The following is a 16,030-nucleotide window of genomic DNA, read 5'->3' as shown; positions in this document are numbered from 1 at the left end:
AAGGAGCCAGGCATCACCTATCTCGTCGAAGCACAGTGGTATCGAAAGGCCTTGCGCGATGCGCATGGCAAACAGGGGCGTGGCGGCATTCCCGCTGACTTAAACGCAAATTTCTGAGTCAGCGGGCAATTTACGTCAAGGCGTATAGCCCCACTGCGCGATGATGGCTTCCAAGGTGGCTTGATTCACTGGGACCACGCCTGGGCATGTCATCAGATATGTCCGGCGTGCCGCCGCCGTGGCTGACGGGTTGAAGGCCGGGCTCCATATCTGAATGGAATGGAAGACGGCGATCGGCGCTGCACAAGCAGGACCTCCTGGCTTGCTTGGGGCGGTCATGCTGGCCATGCAAAGAAAGACCGAGCAAGGATCTCCCGCCTGGGCGCGCGCTGGGGCGCTCAAGCCAAGGCTTAAAGCTGCAGCCAATGCAAAAGTGGTGGCAATGCTACGTAGCTTCATGATGAATACGTCCCTGGTAGTGATTGAAATGACGTGCTTGTCTCTGGGCGACCTGCGTTAAGCGTGGCTCAGCGAGAAAGCCCCTGACACCGCTTGCAATGGTGTCGGCTGGGTCACCTGATGTTCCGTCTTCGCCAGAATGGCGGTGGTCAGGGTAGCATGTCGACCGCGCGCGGTGTGAGGGTTTGGCACGGCCGGCTGGCCGCCAAACGAAGGTACGCTGGGCGCTAGTCCAGTCCAGTCCAGTGGGGCGGAGGATAAATGCTTGCTCATCGCACATTCTTTGAATGCGCTGCCGCCACAGCGGCCATTCCCATCAATGACACACCGTAGCGTTGCGGGTGCTCTGCCGTGGCGACGGTCTGTCACCGTCATGGCGACTGTTTCAGACTTGAGTGCTGGAACTGCCATGGATTGCATGCGTGACCTTGCACGTCACCACGACGTCTACGAGCACCTTTCAACACGGACTCAGCGCCACTGCGAAACAAGGTCAGCTTAGCCTTATAAATGAAGCTGACACCGTTCTTGGTCGCCCGGCATCGATGAAGTGTCAGCCAGCATCTGCGAACTCCCCACGAGCTGCCACGAGCCGCGACCAGACCTCTGGCGTGCCGCTCTCCCAGGCGCCATGGAGCATCTTGCGAAAGACGGGATCGGTGCCTGCCTGCGCCTCGATGCGCTCAATGAATACTGCACCGGAGCCATCGAGCAAGTCTTCGACCAGCCCGGCGGCGACCATACCAAGCACACGCTCTGTTGGCCGGCGCCGAACTACCTCAAGAATGCCGGCCCAACATTGCTCTGCATTTTCACCGACCAGCTCCACCATGAACTCATAGGCAGCCAGATAGTCCGGGTGCGAATCATCCAGTGAAGCCTCGGCCTCATGAACGCGGATGTATGCATGCGCCCACTCTTCAATGCTGGACCATGCATGCATTCTGACCACACCATGATTCGAAGTGCGCCGTGCACCGAAATGGTGCCGACTTGAATGAATTGCCGTACGCCGCCGGATTGCGGGACACAGACTAGCCGCTAGGCAGCATGCTCAGGCTCCCAACGACGGTAGGCAATATGGGCCAACGCCGAAAGCTTGTGTGGATATGCCACGGAAACATGCTGATCATCTAAATTCCACGGCGCCGGGAAGTCAGCAATCACTTCCGTTGCAGCGCATGAGCCGCTGTCGAGCGCAGCCTTGGAAGGCTCTCCATCGTACTCAAATCGCAAACGAACAACGCCTGTCCCGGGATCAGCCTCAATCGACGCTTGTCTAAGCTGTGGATGGGTCTCACCAAGCAAAGCACGCTGGAGAGACAACAGAAGAGCAGCGCCGCAAGGCGGCGTCGACACGGATGAATTATTGAGCCTCACAACGCAGGTCCGCGAGACTCCACGGCTGCTAGTAATTGCTGCATTCGGTGCGTGGCCTGATCCAAAGGGCCGCCGCCGTAGCCCAGCTTCCGTGCTTGGCACAATAGCGAGTGCCCCTCATCGGAAGCGCCACGGGCGGCAGCTGCGGTAGCCAAGTTGGCATACGGAACCGGGTACAGATGATCTAGCGCCAATGCATGTTTCCAGGCAGCTTGTGCCTGCTCAAGCTCACCCCGCGCCGCATGAGCGACTCCGAGGTTGTTGGTCACCATGGCGGCGAGGCTTGGAGTATAGGTAGACCAGCCTAGCCAGAGCGCGAGACGCCGCCATGGCTGTGCTTGGAGCTGAGTGAGCTGGTGATTGAACTGGACCGCCGCCTCCTCAGGCTTGCCTTCAGCAAGTGCGCGCTGCCCTCGAAACAGGGGCCGCAGCAGCAAGCCCTGAAGTCTGCCAGGCATGAGGAGGAGGAGGCCGACCGCAAGTAATGCAGCGCTGGAGCCGCCTGCAGCGCGGACCACGGTATACGTCAGCGCGCTTAGTGCGCCAAGTACGAGCAAATAACCAATTCTGTATCTAGCGATGCGAGACATGCTGGTGAGCCTAACGCCTAAGTTGAGCCGCGCCGTGGAGCGGCTTCGGCTTGAATGATTGGACTAAGCCTCAAGAACCATGGCCGCATTCTTTCACTACGATTGGCTCAAGGTACTCGGGCAATGTTCCTGCAGCATTCATCTGAGTTAGCTCGTCTAGTCTCGGGATCCGGGCCGCCGGATTCGCCACAAGAAATGCTCTATAAGCCTTGAGCATGCTGCGCATCCCAGCGAGTTGTCCGGGCACAACCTTCCCCTTGTCGCTTGGGTTGCCAATTTGATGCGCGGCGCTTCCAAAAATGAACTGTACCAATAGCTCTGCGGAGTTGGGAACATCGGTCGCTAGAATTGGTGTAAGTACGCCTGGGCAAACGTAATCGACTACATCCTTGCTCTTCTTTTCCCAATCTATGAGGAGCGAGCGAATGGCCGGCGCGCTTTCGTCAAGCGGCTTTTCCTCAAGGAATCGTGTCAGGTCTACGACTTGATCTGTCTTAACCCTGAGCTTGCCGCCATGCGCTAGCGGAGCCGCAAGCAAGGTGCTCGCTAGAGCAATGGCCAGGAGTACTGCAAGTCTCATCGGAGTGCCCCGCTTAGGCCTAACGTTTGATCAAGCCTTCCCGTGAAGCGGGTACAGCTTGAGTGGATTGATAGGCTCCACTCTACAACGCCTCTGAATGCAGAGGGCGAAGATGTGGAATGGGAAACAGGGCTAGATTGATTTTTAAGTGAATCTCACCCTTCTGCGCTAAATCTGTGAAATCCCCAGCCTCAGCATCGTAGGACCGCGCACCAAGCAGGTTGCACAGCCTCTACAACATCGCAGCCTCTCTTTGACCCCCAGGCGCCTGATACGGATATGGTCCGCGGCTCCTCGCTATCCTCAGGTTCCTCGACTCGGAAATTTAGTGCAAAACTGGCATCCTCAGCGGACACGCAACTCCCGATTGCAGCCAGGACATCTGCCCTTGGACCAAGTGGCTCTGGAGCCCAGTCCTCAGGTAACTCACCCAGATCATCAGTTGCGCGCAAGATAACTCCGGTGTTTGCCCTGCAACTTCATGGGCAAAGCCCTTGATGGCTGCGCCAGCCTGATACCCTTGCATAGATCAGCGAGAAGCCTCGTAGATTGCTGTACTTACGATCATCCCGGCGATGCCGGCGGCCGCCATGAAAAATCCCCTCCGGTCCCAAGTCGAACGAAACGGCCGCTTCTCGGGCGCGACAAGAAACGCGCCCCAGCGTATCAATCCACCGGCGCCGAGCAAGAAACCGGCGATCAGCAAGCAAAGAATGTAGACGAATTTCATGGCGAGCAGGCCAAGTGGAGTAAGGGATCAGGTTTATGAGCCTGACCCCATTCTTACATGAGCAACGAGCGGGCGTAGCAGGCGGTCGAGATGGTCTAGCGTGAGATGCGAAACGACAGCTGGCTACCCCATCTGTGTGCTCCTCTGCGCGGCGAGCGGTGAGCGAACACTGCGCGGCGATCGGCGCGTTGGGCTCGGCTGCAGGTTTTTCGGGATATCGACTGCTGGGAAGAGCAGAGCGCTGATATGGATGTGAGAATGCCGCCGTACCGATGCGTCCCGCGGAAGATACCCTTGAGCCCTTATCTCGAGAAGTAAACCTGACCCCGTTTCTACAGCTCCGCTCAGCAGACGTTGGCGGCTGCCGCCTTGTGCCGTCACCCCAACCTCGGTCGTCTGGCCTTGCGCGTTGCGGACATAATCGACCGTAGTGCCGTCCGGGTAGACCATTGAGCGCAAGCGGCCACCTACCTACATCACGCCGTAGCACCGCTGTCTTGTAACATCCAAATAACTCTTAACATCTGATTATTTAATTAAGTTGATTAAATTATTCTAATTGATTGAAATTGCCACCAAATCACCGCGCTCATCAAATCCAAACTTGGCAACCGAAGTCCTTTGCATGCAATTTTCTCCAAATTTCGTTGTTATCGACATGACATCATCCTCAGGCGAGAAAATAACATCAATCGACTTAGACACCAGCCATTCCATTTCACAATTATTCGGCTGGCGCCCCGCTATATGTGAATATCCGAATATCTCAATACCAATAATTTCACCCTCCTCATTTAGATCCAAAATAACTGACTCATGCTTTTCCGAGCACGCCAGACCTCTAGTGAAATTAAAATTTTCTTTCAAATATGAGCCATTCATTTATTCACCGCCCCACGCTCCGGCCTGCCAGGAACATTATTGGCAATATAATCCACCAAGCTAATTGGAATATTGCGATCCACTCTTTCCGTTGAATAATGACGACTAAGCGGAATCCCGCTCGGAGTAGACCCGTAATTTATTCGCTATGGACATTGCTGAGATTGCCTTTGTTCGTGCTGCCGCAAGATATCCCTCAAAAAACTCGCATCTTGATTGTTGTACCTGTAACCGACGGGGCCGACCGTTTGATAGCGGAAAGTAGGCTCATAATTCTGTATTTGGCGAACTAAATATGGAACTTCGACACGCGCGAAGATCTCTTGAGTGGTCATGGGGCGAGCTGGGATAGCCCTTCTGCCCTGCAAGCCTTGCGAGTCGGAGACCAGAATTGGCGAGCTGGATGAGTACTCGTATGTAGCTATACCACCACTAAGCCCAATCGGATCGCTTTGTCCGTACCGACCAGTGGCCGCATCGTAATCGCGGAAGTAGTTCTGATTGAACCCGCTCGCTGCATCAAACCGCTGGCCTGGGAAGCGCATATCGAACACCATCGCGGTGCCGTCTCCACCCGGATCCTGGTTGGGTGCCGTGTTGCCGAAGGCTTCGACCTTCAGGCTCCAGTTCCACACGGCAACGTCGCGGGCGGCATCCACGACCACACGCGGGCTGCCTAGGTGGTCGGGTTCGATATAGTGCAGTTGACCACCGTTGGCCAACAGACCCACCGGCAGGTCATCCAGCCAGATCGCTTGTTGCTTGGGTGCACCGTTAGTGTCGTAGTCGCCGAGCCAATGGCCGGCCTCGTCGTAGAACGTATAGGTGTTGGTGGTGCCCAGGTAGCGACGTACCTGCTCGCCTCGGCCGTTGTAGCGGTAGTTCATGACTGCGACACCTGCGCGCTTGACCTGGGTCATGCGGCCCGTAGTCTCGTATAGGTACTCGCTTGCATTAGAAACTGACACCGCTCTTGGTTTTCTTGAAATTAATACTTACAACTAAACCGATCATACCTCCAACCGTCCAGCCACCAAGAACTATGGCGATCATGAAATGCAAGACAAACCAACTTCCAACTCCGCTACGTTTCATCTCACCTATCAGAGAAGTGTATCCAGATGATGCGATTGAAACAATTAGTATTGCTACCAGCCCACATAAACCACCTATGAAAATCCCGATACCTACGGCCCCTAAGACTGTGCGAGACGTGCGGAAAACCAGGTAGGGAATAAATATCAGAAGAAATGAAAATATTAACTTGTAGTTAAGCGCCATCTCGTTGTTTTTGACTATAAAAGATACGCTATATGGCCACATCAAAGAGAAAAGTAAATACAGTGCGGAAAAAAAAATCCCCACAAAAGCTAGCTTTTGAGGTGATGACATCACTTCCCCCCATCTACACATGACTCAGACCTTTCTTTATTTCGAGCTTCGTTCAGCATATCTGCCAATCGCCCAGGAAAAATCGTATGGCTTACAATCCCACAATATCCTGACATTACGGAGGAGATCGAGGACGCACAAGAAAAACCTCTACTATCGCCGAGCTCTTCTGCTTCCATTTTAAATCTGTTCTCTTGCCTTGCCGTAGTATTAAGAACAATTACTTCAACGCTACTTCCTGTACTCTTTTGGTAATCAACGTAACTTCTAAGGCTAGCCCCTCCATCGACACCTTCAAAAACCCCGCCACTACCCCTGGTTTCTCCCATATAAGATCCGGCTGGGTCGTATAGAAATGGGGGGGCTCCATTTTCTGAATCTATTAACATGGCAGTGTGCGAACCGATCCCAAGATCACGGGTAACAATGACGTATGTTTTTTGACCAGACTTGTCAGAAGCGATCAGGGGTTTTCCTAAGGCGTATTGATAGGTGGAAATTCCGCCATTAAGCCCAATCGGATCACTCTGCCCGTACCGACCAGTGGCCGCATCGTAATCGCGGAAGTAGTTTTGATTGAACCCGCTCGCTACATCAAACCGCTGGCCTGGGAAGCGCATATCGAACACCATCGCGGTGCCGTCTCCATCCGGATCCTGGTTGGGTGCCGTGTTGCCGAACGCTTCGCCTTTCAGGCTCCAGCTCCATACGGCAACGTCGCGGGCGGCATCCACGACCACACGCGGGCTGCCTAAGTGGTCGGGTTCGATATAGTGCAGCTGACCACCGTTGGCCAACAGGCCCACAGGCAAGTCATCCAGCCAGATCGCTTGTTGCTTGGGTGCACCGTTGGTGTCGTAGTCGCCGAGCCAATGGCCGGCCTCGTCGTAGAGCGTATAGGTGTTGGTGGTGCCCAGGTAGCGACGTACCTGCTCGCCTCGGCCGTTGTAGCGGTAGTTCATGACCGCGACACCTGCGCGCTTGACCTGGGTCATGCGCCCGGTGGTGTCGTACAGGTACTCGCGTGCCTTGCCGCCGATGGTGAGGGTGTTGCCCATTTTGTCGTAGGTGCGTGCCACGCCTGCGACTGCGCTCAAGCGGTGGTTGGTCGTTGGATAGGTGTAGGCCTGCGTGGCGCCGCCGACTTTGGCGCTCATGCGGTTACCCGTGCCATCGTAGCTATAGCCGTCGATCACGGTACCTGTACTGCCGTCCTTTAGTGCGGTCAGCCGACCAAGCGCGTCGTAGGTCAGCTGAAGCTCTGGCGTCGGGTTACCGGCCGGGGTCAGGTCAGTGAGGTCGCCAACAGGGTCGAAGCCGAAGCCAATCTCCAGGCCGCCTGTGCGGCTGTCCTGAATGCTCTGTGGGCGGTAATCCTGATCGTACATGCGTGCCAACGTGCGACCGTTGCCGTAGGTCCAGCCGGCAGATGGGCCGAACGGATAGTTGGTCGCTCCGCTCAGCAGACGTTGGCGGCTGCCGCCTTGTGCCGTCACCCCAACCTCGGTCGTCTGGCCTTGCGCGTTGCGGACATAATCGACCGTGGTGCCATCAGGGTAGACCATCGACCGCAGACGGCCGCCAGACGTGTAGTCGTAGCGCAACACCAACACCTTGCCGTTGACCGTCTGCACCTTGCGTACCACCTCGCCGAAGCGGTTGTAGCAGTATTGGGTGGTACCGCTGCCATCCTGGAGCTTAGCCAGCCGCCCGACAGTGAAGGTCTCACCGCTGGCGCACACGCTCTGCGTGAGGTCATAGGTGTAGCTGATATTGAAGGCGGTGGTTGGGTAGCTGATGCTCAGGACACGGTTGAGCGCGTCGTAGCCATAGGTGGACGTGATGCCGCGTGCATCGGTCTGCGTGGCGCGGTTGCCGCCGCTGTCGTAGGTATAGCTAGTGACGCCGGTGTCCGGGCTGGTCAGCTTCAGGGTATCGCCGAAGCCGTTGTACGTGTAGCGCGTGTCCAGACGTTTGGGATCCTTGACCTGCAACGGGCGATCCTGCGTGTCGTAACCCACATTGGTTTCGGCCTTGATGCCATCGACGTCCTGCAAGGTGCGCGCAAGCCGACCGAGCGGATCGTGCTCTTGCAGGGTGCTACGGCCAAATGCGTCGGTGATCAAGCGCAGGTTGCCGTTTGCATCATAGGCGTAGTCGATGGGATTTGCGGCTGCGTCCGCCTGCGTTTTCAGTTGGCCCAATTGGTTGTAAATACGGCTCAAGCTACGCTTGAGCGTACCTTGCGCATCCTTGGTCTGCTCCTCCAGACGATTGCCGGCATCATCAAGCACGTAATGGAGGGTGTTGCCCAGCGTATCGGTGACATCGGTGAGGCGTTGGGCCTGGTCGTAGACAAACGTGGCGTAGCTGCCGTCGGGCTGGGTGATGCGCTTGACCAAGCCGGTGGGCCAATACTCCAACGTGGTGACGCGATTCTGCCCGGAAGTAGCGCCATGCACCGTGGTCGATGCCAACCAACCACGCGGGTGGTAGCTGTAATCGGTCAGCACCCCGTTTTCGTCAACGGCAGAAAGAACGCGGCCTGCCGCGTCATAACTTAGATTCCCGCGGATCTGGCCGCGGGCGTTGATGGTTTGCTTGAGGTCGCCCTTGCGATACGGGCACGGTCCGGTGCCGGTCTCGCACCCGGCAGCATCGATGGGGTAATAGTTGTAGGTCGTACGGTCGTCGATATCCGTGCGCGGGCCATCGATGGACTTCAGTAGGCCAAGCACGGGGCAGTCGCCACCAGCAGCGACATCGGCTGCCTCGCAGTAGTTCATACTGAGAACTCTGGTCTGACCACTTGCGACGTCGGTCGTGATGACTTGCTGCGGCTGCAGCCGCGCATTTCGGACATAGCCTATTTTCTTGTCACTTGATTGAACTGACATCAATCGATTGCTGTCGACAGTGGTGCGCGTACTTGTGATTCGCTGGCTGGGTAAACCAGCCGCCTCGGTGACCGTATGCACATTGACTGGCACGCCAGCATCCGCAAGTTCGGCATAGGCGTGTTGCGTGACAACCCCGGCACGATCGGTAGAAGCTCTCAAGCGCCGACGAAAATCGACACTTGCGTCCAAATAATCGCTGCTGAGCGTGCCTGCGCTGTCGGTGATGTCATCTATTTTTCTAGGACCTGCGGAACGCTGGCTCAGCGTATATGTCGTCTGTTTCCCCAACGCGTCGGTTACAACGGTGGCGCCATCGGTGTAATCAAGCGTCACGCCGTCTGCGCCATCGTGATGTTGGCTTGACACAACACGCCCCGTAGCGTTGTAGGTGAATGTGCTGTAGCGCATTCCATCCTCCGCGACCACGCCGGTCAGGAAGCGGTAAAAATCCTCGTCTTCATACAGATATGACCTGACCCGCCCGTCCGCATAGGTCACGCTCTCCAGCACCGCGCTGTCCGGGAAAGTGTCAGAGTAAGCGTAAGTAGCCAACGCAACCCCGTCCAGCGCAACTTGAATAAGCTGGGCATAACGGGAACCATCAGCGTAGTTAAAAACCAACTTGCGGCCGGTCGAGTGCGTGATCGACTCCAACCTCGATGACCGATCGTACGCATATCGAAGATAAGTACCGTCGTCCTTCGACACCAAGCTCAACGCGCCTGTAGCATTAAATTCCGAAACCGTATCCGACCTAAAAAGTCGCCATCCATTAGCTATTTTCTCAAGCCGATCTCCAGAACCATCAGAAGCAATAAAAGAATTTCCGACCGATTTGAAATTGCGTTGAAGCCCGTTTCCTTCAGCAAGTATTGCGTAAGAGCCACTTGCAGAAACGCTGACTTCATGTGAGTTGAACCAGCCCGCCCCAAGGTTGGATCGCCGTCCAACCTGCGAGGACCGAAACGTTCGAACGAGACGTATCCATCCAAGATCGAAATCCTGTTCAGGTTGTGATTTTTCCCCGGTCTTTACATCGCACGGGTTACCAACCGAACACGTATCCTCTAAAGAAGGCCCGGTCAAGTAAGCAAATATTTCCAGATTTACACAGGCTTGATAGTCATCGTTCCAGGTCGTATATAAAGGACAAAATAGCCTGCGCTGGCGAGTACCGAACCCGGTGTGCTTTACGGGCAAGCACGTTCCATCGTCATAAATTACGTTCGATACAACATCAAAACTTTTTGAATCAAAACGACCCTCGAATTCCGCCGAATATGGCGTCCATTCGGTTGCTGGCTTCAGCGAAACCTTGCCACATTCGTTAAATTCAGTGTAGAAGGACTCAATACGTGCAACCATCTCGACCTCAGTTGCGTAAGAGCTACCTAGTGCAGAGTAAGTCCATTCGGGATCGGAAGGTTGATCATTACCAAGCCAGTACGTGAGCGTAACTGTCTGGTCTTCGTTTGTTTTTGTTTCTTTCACATGCGTAGCTAAACCATACGCATACTGTGCATCGCTGGGACCAGCGATTTGCGCCATGGCCTCAATTGCACGATGTTGATTGTCGAAAACGCCAACGGTTGTGGTCGGAATTTCTGGGTGCTTGGCAACAACCGTCCATTCTTGCTTGACCTCCTGCGCGCAGACTCCGCAGACAGTGCTTAGCAACAATGCGCAAGCGTAACGACGCAGCCGCAGGGGCTTCAGAACTTCCATGTCCTATTCCTTCAAATTTTGGCAGCTGGCGATGCTGCAGACGACATCAAGATGCCGCAGCTAAAAATCGTCGTTATCATCTCCCGCAGAAATTGTCTTCGTCAAGCCTTATTGATCGGCTTCAACTACAAAGCATTCCTGCACGCAGCCAGTGCGCGGCTAATGTGCTTTTCCGCCATCTTGATCGAGATGCCCATGGCTGCGGCCACTTGCGGGTAGGTGAGGCCGTCGATGCGGTTGAGGATGAAGGCCTGGCGGCATCTGGGCGGTAGTGCGGGCAGCGTGTGGGTGTGCAGGTGCTGCAGGATGCGGCGGGCGTCGGCGATCTGGTCGACGTGGGCGCCTTCTGCGGCCAGTGGTGCGATCAGGTCCAGTGCGACGTGGGCGTTGGCATGGCGGCGGTGGCGCGTGCGCCAATGCTCCAGCACCACGTTGTGCGCGATGCGGTACATCAGCAGTGCGTAGTCGCCGATGTCGGGCGCGTCGCGGTAGGCCAGCAGGCGGAGCAGCGTTTCCTGGGTGAGGTCGTTGGCCGTGTCGGGGTCACGCAGGCGCCGGCGCATGTAGGCGAGCAGGTCGGCATGCAACAGGCCAATGGCCTGGTCGAAACGCGCCCTGCCCCCTGCCCCCTGCCGGCTCCTCGCGTACGCGCCAACGCGTGGTGTGGCGTGTGCGGGTGTAGCCGCGCATAGCTGCGGCGCGCGGATGTGCGACGAACGGCGTGCGTGTAGTGGCGGTTGTACCTGAGTCGCTGCGTCGATGCCAGACGGTGCAGATATTGATCGCGCGTTCGACCGGCAACGGCATCCATTTGCTGCCGAAGCGCTGGTATCTGCCGAAGGTGCCGGCCAGGGTGTCATTCACCATGCGAGTTCTCCAACTGCGGGGTGCACGCGCAGAGCGGGGGGTGCGGCGGGTTGGTTACTCTGCAGGTGCGACGGTGACGACCAGCTCGCCGTTGCGCATGCGGATGTAGAGTTTGCTGCCGATGGTGAAGCCGAGTTGTTCCAGCCAGCAGCTGCGTAGGCGCAGTGTGGGGATGCGTTGGTGGCTGTCGGGGTAGTAACCGTAGCCGACGGTGCAGTGTTGCGGCGCGCGCGGGTGGCCTGGGCGGCGCGGCTTTGTGGGGTCGGGGCGGGGCTCGGGGATGGGGGTGCGCTCGAGGTAGCGCCGCGGCGTGATCGAGGGATCGAGCGAGTGCCAGCCGATCTCGGTGGGCGGCGGCACCGTGGCGCGTTTGCGCGTTGGCTTGAACGGAAAGTGATCGACGCATGGCAGACTTCTCCTTGGCGAACAAGCCATGCCGCCTTGGAGGGATTCGCACAACGTCCAGCGGTCAGATACCCTCACCAGAATTCCAGCGGTCGTGCGGAAGCACATGCACGTAATAGACCATTCTGGCGACCTGCATCGCCAACAGCCAAAAGCGCAGAGGGAACGATAGGTATGGGTGCCAATCACCGAAAGGCCTATGTAGCATTCGCTGGATTGCTTTGCGCCGCAATAGCGGGGTGTACCTCCCCTGCACCCGCCACCGCGTCACAGCGCGAGCATGCAAGTCAACACGCTGCAAAGGCTCCAGTTGTGTCTTGCCCCTCCAAAGATTTCGGCAAGTTTCTGCAACGCTATGCGGATTCTGCCGACGAGAGCGTGCGTCGCGGCTTCACCGATGATCCGCTGGAATATGAGGTGCCAACTCACACGGTCGAAAAAGAAACGGATACGTCACCCGCCACGCATCTCTCCAAGCGAACAGGTCGCTCCCGCCTGGAGCTATTCCCGTATCGTTATTTCAAGGATGCGAAGGTCTTTGATCGAGTCGTTCCAGGGGAGATGAAGCCAGAGCGCCAAAGTAAGGTGGGATACCCTGTGTCTATCCAGACGATGGCCGGTGACGGCCGCAGTGTGGACTTCGGCATGGAGTACGAAGTAGATACCTACGTTTTCAGACGGAGCCAGGGCTGTTGGTACCTAGCTCGCGCGATCAACCTGAGGGACTAACCAGGGAGTGGGCACATGGCCGCACAGGATGCAACACAGCAAGTCCCTTATCGCGTCATTCAACTTGAGTGGGACGCGGAGAAGGGTTATCACAACGAGGCTGTCGAGAACTTCGATGGCTTGGTCACGCACCATCCCAACAGCAACAGCGGTGCGCATCTGGTCAATGGCACAGTGGTTGGCGGGCAACCTGGACGCACGCTGGCGCTGGTTGGCGGTGAGATCCAAGAAATCGAGGTCGCCAAAGTCGGGAACGACTATGGCCTTCGCCCAGGCCAGGTATTGCTGAAGAAAGACTTCATCCTTGAAGACTCCGCAATGCCCTCTGGACCTGCGTCAAGGGCACAGGATGTTCCATCGCCTGTTGCTGGTGTCGTGGGCACGGTCAACGCGAAAACCGGCCTGGTCGATGTGCTGGATCGGGAAGGGGGCGATGTCATCCTGCGTGTCCGTCACATGTCCCCCCTTTCTTGTGCAGGAGGGTGACCAGGTCGAGTATGGCCAGGCGTTGGGAGTACAAGGCAAGCAGGCGACAGGCGCAATCCACGTGCACATGGAAGTGGATAGCCGTTACTACCAACATTACGAAAACTATGTCGGCGACCTCGTAAGTGGCCGTCTGTCCATTGATGCAGCGAGACGGGACCACGGCATCGAGCCCAGGCCGTTCGTGGATGACGGGACAATCCGTATCGGCGAGTCGTCGGAGATGGTGCGGCAGGTGCAGCAGACATTGAATGCCGAAGGCTTTAGAGGTGCTGACAATCAACCGCTGCAAGAAGATGGCGTCTACCGCCTTTCGATGCAGGCTGCCGTTATCAACTACCAGCAAGCGCATGGCCTCTCCCAGACCGGAGACATCGACCCTGCAACGTTGCAGCAGATTGCTCCGCTCACGTTCCCGCCAGAGGTGAACAAGGACGATTACAACACTGCGCCGACGTATCAAAACATCCAGGGGGCCGCGCAATCACAAGACCCACTCCATCGCCAGGCAGAAGATGCCGTGCGCCGCCTGGAACAGGGGCTGGGCCGTGACTATGACGACAACAGTGCCCGGCTGGCAGCAAGCAGCGCGTATCTGGCCAGGGATAACGGGCTATCAAGGATCGATCACATCGTGCTGAGTACCGAGACAAGCTCTGTGCGGCAGGGCGAGAACGTATTTGTTGTTCAAGGGGCGCTCGAGAACCCTGCCCACCTGATGGCGCACATGAAAACAAGCGACGTCATCGCACGGCCAGTAGAGCAGTCACTGAGTCAGTTGCAGGCGCTTGGCGAGACGCAACAGCAACAGCAACAAGCGCAACAGCAAGAACAGCAACAGGAACCTTCGATCACTTCACCTCATCGAATGGTGTGAGGTCGCAACCCCGCTCACCGGCGGCATACCAGGCCAAACCCAACGAACTATATATGCGTTTTTGTACGCGTCGCGCCAGCGTTATTCCGGAGGTGCCACGGTGACGACCAGCTCGCCGTTGCGCATGCGAATGTCGAGTTTGCTGCCGATGGTGAAGCCGAGTTGTTCCAGCCAGCGGCCGCGTAGGCGCAATGTGGGGATGCGTTGGTGGCTGTCGGGGTAGTACCCGTAGCCGACGGTGCAGTGTTGCGGGGCACGCGGGTGGCCTGGGCGGCGCGGCTTGTTGGGATCGGGGCGGGGCTCGGGGATGGGGGTGCGCTCGAGGTAGGGCCGCGGCGGGATCGAGGGGTCGAGCGAGCGCCAGACGATCTCGGTGGGCGGCGGCACCGTGGCGCGCTTGCGCGCTGGCTTGGGACTGGACGTGGGTCGACGCATGGCAAAGCCCTCCTTGACGAACAGGCCTCGCCGCCGGGTGGCGACGGGATGTCGGGAGGTTAGAAACCGCTAAGAGTCGGCGGGCGTATTTCCCCGAAGGGTGTTGTATTAGCCGCCCTCCCGACGCAGGCATCGCGTCGGTTGCGCCCGCAAGACGCTGCAGGCACAAAAAACCCACCGGTTTGACGGAGGTGGGTACCGCTCTTAGAGGAGTTTCTACGCTCCTTGTTGTAGAGATTGCTGCGAGTTTGTCGGGATGTCAACTGCATTGGGGTGGGAGAGCAATGACAAGGATGCGAGAATGCCGCCCTACCAATGCGAGGCGCAAAAGATATCTCTGAGCTCTTATCTTGCCGTCTTATTTCAAGAAGTTAGCCTGGCCCCGTTTCTCCGTCCTTCGGCTTGAATGAATTGTTAGATGGCGCGCTATGAGAACACTCGAACTGCCAGCAGTGTTGAGACCGCAAATGAAACTAGTGAAAGCGCATCTATTGATAGATCAATCCAGCTCCGTTCGTTTAGCCACGCCCAGAACTTATAACTCCGCCGACTCTGGAACGCTGAGTCGTACTCTCCGACATACAGGTGCCACGCGCACCACTTGTTGACAAACGCCAGGATCACTTGGAGCGCAACACCAAGAAGGAATAGATCGACGATCCAATCACGATGAGGAGAAGCCTTTAGTGCAGCGGACAACTGGTTGTTGGTGAAGAAGAGGACGGGCCCACCAATACCATATGCCACCAGCCAGGCGCGCAACGTCTTGGCATACTCTGAGTAATTGGCGAAAAAAGCTATCTCTGCTGGGCTTGTGGGTGGTGGCGCTTCCGCGGAAACGGCCATCACGTTTCCGGATGGAAGTTTGTGCAGACGTGCTGGAGCTTCCTTCTTTGGTGGCTTCATGCAACTCCCCTATCCATCTAACGCTTGAATTAAGCCGAGTTGCGAAGCAACTTCGGTTTGAATGAGTTGTTAGGAGGAAAGCTGAAGATCCGTCCGCAGCACGCTCTGCCAGCCGCTATGGATGTGCCCCCCCGATAGGCCAAAGAAGGAATTATTTCTTCCAATGTACTTTGGTGAAACAAGCGCTTGGCTAACCATGCTAGACGTTAGGCGATCGGGGTAAGCCGCGCCAACCGAAAGCTGGTAAAGGACATGCTGAACTTGGTCATCAGGGAGAAGGCGAACTACACCTATCCCATTGGCTTGTGCGTACCGAAGTGCACTCTGTTGAAGTGCACCCGTCACCGCCATGACACCCTTCCGGTTCGCGCCCGAGATTTGGTCCATCTTTGCTTTAAACTCCTCGACATCATCAACCGGAACGCTGCCGCCGTAGTCCTTACATTCGCAGATCCAGAGCAGCGACCAATTGGTGGCATTCGGTAGCCAAATCTCAATTGAGAGGTCAACGATGATCTCGCTATCCCTGTCCCGCGAGTAGTAGCCTTTCTTAGCATGCAAAGTCGCAGATGCTGGATCTAGGCCAAGCTTTGAAGAACGGAGTTCTCTGCCGATAGCGGCATGGACTCGGGTCTCAAACGCGGTTCCTTTGGCAACCATAGACATTCCATACTCCCTAACACCTGA

Annotated in this window: 16 protein-coding genes and 1 pseudogene; 4 read left to right on the top strand and 13 right to left on the bottom strand. The window is 56.7% G+C overall.

Annotated features, from left to right (window positions below):
* Positions 1-274: 274 nt before the first annotated feature.
* Positions 275-520, top strand: coding sequence for a hypothetical protein (locus AC1PLS_RS00750; RefSeq protein ID WP_172454355.1), 246 nt, complete (start codon positions 275-277; stop codon positions 518-520).
* A gap of 492 nt (positions 521-1,012) precedes the next feature.
* Here AC1PLS_RS00750 and AC1PLS_RS00745 read toward each other — a convergent pair whose 3' ends face one another.
* The 10 genes and pseudogenes from AC1PLS_RS00745 to AC1PLS_RS00700 form a co-directional block, all read right to left on the bottom strand.
* Positions 1,013-1,402, bottom strand: coding sequence for a DUF6869 domain-containing protein (locus AC1PLS_RS00745; RefSeq protein WP_102255345.1), 390 nt, complete (start codon positions 1,400-1,402; stop codon positions 1,013-1,015).
* A gap of 98 nt (positions 1,403-1,500) precedes the next feature.
* Positions 1,501-1,818, bottom strand: a complete 318-nt coding sequence (locus tag AC1PLS_RS00740; RefSeq protein WP_481104085.1) for a MafI2 family immunity protein — start codon at positions 1,816-1,818, stop codon at positions 1,501-1,503.
* A gap of 681 nt (positions 1,819-2,499) precedes the next feature.
* The gene (locus tag AC1PLS_RS00735; RefSeq protein ID WP_184432634.1) at positions 2,500-3,009 is read right to left on the bottom strand and encodes a hypothetical protein; all 510 of its coding nucleotides are present in this window, start codon (positions 3,007-3,009) and stop codon (positions 2,500-2,502) included.
* A gap of 529 nt (positions 3,010-3,538) precedes the next feature.
* Positions 3,539-3,739: a hypothetical protein gene (locus AC1PLS_RS00730; RefSeq protein ID WP_221237732.1), complete on the bottom strand. Its 201-nt coding sequence runs from the start codon at positions 3,737-3,739 to the stop codon at positions 3,539-3,541.
* A 555-nt stretch (positions 3,740-4,294) separates the two neighbouring features.
* Positions 4,295-4,621, bottom strand: coding sequence for a DUF2283 domain-containing protein (locus AC1PLS_RS00725; protein WP_102255349.1), 327 nt, complete (start codon positions 4,619-4,621; stop codon positions 4,295-4,297).
* 146 nt (positions 4,622-4,767) lie between these two features.
* Positions 4,768-5,574, bottom strand: a pseudogene (locus AC1PLS_RS00720) (RHS repeat-associated core domain-containing protein); the annotation flags it as partial.
* 1 nt (position 5,575) lies between these two features.
* Positions 5,576-6,013, bottom strand: a complete 438-nt coding sequence (locus AC1PLS_RS00715; RefSeq protein WP_146010772.1) for a hypothetical protein — start codon at positions 6,011-6,013, stop codon at positions 5,576-5,578.
* The gene (locus AC1PLS_RS00710) at positions 6,013-10,638 is read right to left on the bottom strand and encodes an RHS repeat-associated core domain-containing protein (RefSeq protein WP_481104084.1); all 4,626 of its coding nucleotides are present in this window, start codon (positions 10,636-10,638) and stop codon (positions 6,013-6,015) included. Before AC1PLS_RS00710 ends, AC1PLS_RS00715 begins: the two co-directional genes overlap by 1 nt.
* A gap of 125 nt (positions 10,639-10,763) precedes the next feature.
* The gene (locus tag AC1PLS_RS00705) at positions 10,764-11,225 is read right to left on the bottom strand and encodes an RNA polymerase sigma factor (RefSeq protein ID WP_481104083.1); all 462 of its coding nucleotides are present in this window, start codon (positions 11,223-11,225) and stop codon (positions 10,764-10,766) included.
* A 334-nt stretch (positions 11,226-11,559) separates the two neighbouring features.
* The gene (locus AC1PLS_RS00700) at positions 11,560-11,940 is read right to left on the bottom strand and encodes a SymE family type I addiction module toxin (protein WP_481104531.1); all 381 of its coding nucleotides are present in this window, start codon (positions 11,938-11,940) and stop codon (positions 11,560-11,562) included.
* A 282-nt stretch (positions 11,941-12,222) separates the two neighbouring features.
* Between AC1PLS_RS00700 and AC1PLS_RS00695 the strand changes: the two genes are divergently transcribed.
* From AC1PLS_RS00695 to AC1PLS_RS00685, 3 genes are all read left to right on the top strand, one after another.
* Entirely contained in the window at positions 12,223-12,639 is a 417-nt protein-coding gene (locus AC1PLS_RS00695) for a hypothetical protein (RefSeq protein ID WP_481104082.1), read from the top strand.
* A 15-nt stretch (positions 12,640-12,654) separates the two neighbouring features.
* Entirely contained in the window at positions 12,655-13,125 is a 471-nt protein-coding gene (locus AC1PLS_RS00690) for a hypothetical protein (RefSeq protein WP_481104081.1), read from the top strand.
* A gap of 67 nt (positions 13,126-13,192) precedes the next feature.
* The gene (locus AC1PLS_RS00685) at positions 13,193-14,002 is read left to right on the top strand and encodes an XVIPCD domain-containing protein (protein WP_481104080.1); all 810 of its coding nucleotides are present in this window, start codon (positions 13,193-13,195) and stop codon (positions 14,000-14,002) included.
* Between the two features lie 81 nt (positions 14,003-14,083).
* Here the strand turns inward: AC1PLS_RS00685 and AC1PLS_RS00680 are convergent, their stop codons facing one another.
* The 3 genes from AC1PLS_RS00680 to AC1PLS_RS00670 form a co-directional block, all read right to left on the bottom strand.
* Positions 14,084-14,437 (bottom strand): SymE family type I addiction module toxin, encoded by a 354-nt coding sequence (locus AC1PLS_RS00680; protein ID WP_481104079.1) that lies wholly within the window; start codon positions 14,435-14,437, stop codon positions 14,084-14,086.
* A gap of 426 nt (positions 14,438-14,863) precedes the next feature.
* Positions 14,864-15,343: a hypothetical protein gene (locus AC1PLS_RS00675; RefSeq protein ID WP_481104078.1), complete on the bottom strand. Its 480-nt coding sequence runs from the start codon at positions 15,341-15,343 to the stop codon at positions 14,864-14,866.
* 69 nt (positions 15,344-15,412) lie between these two features.
* Complete coding sequence (locus tag AC1PLS_RS00670) at positions 15,413-16,009, bottom strand: restriction endonuclease (protein ID WP_080959962.1); 597 nt, start codon at positions 16,007-16,009, stop codon at positions 15,413-15,415.
* Positions 16,010-16,030 lie beyond the last annotated feature (21 nt).

It is taken from the genome of Xanthomonas sp. NCPPB 3218 (assembly GCF_056725185.1).
This window is presented reverse-complemented; position numbering and strand designations above follow the sequence as displayed.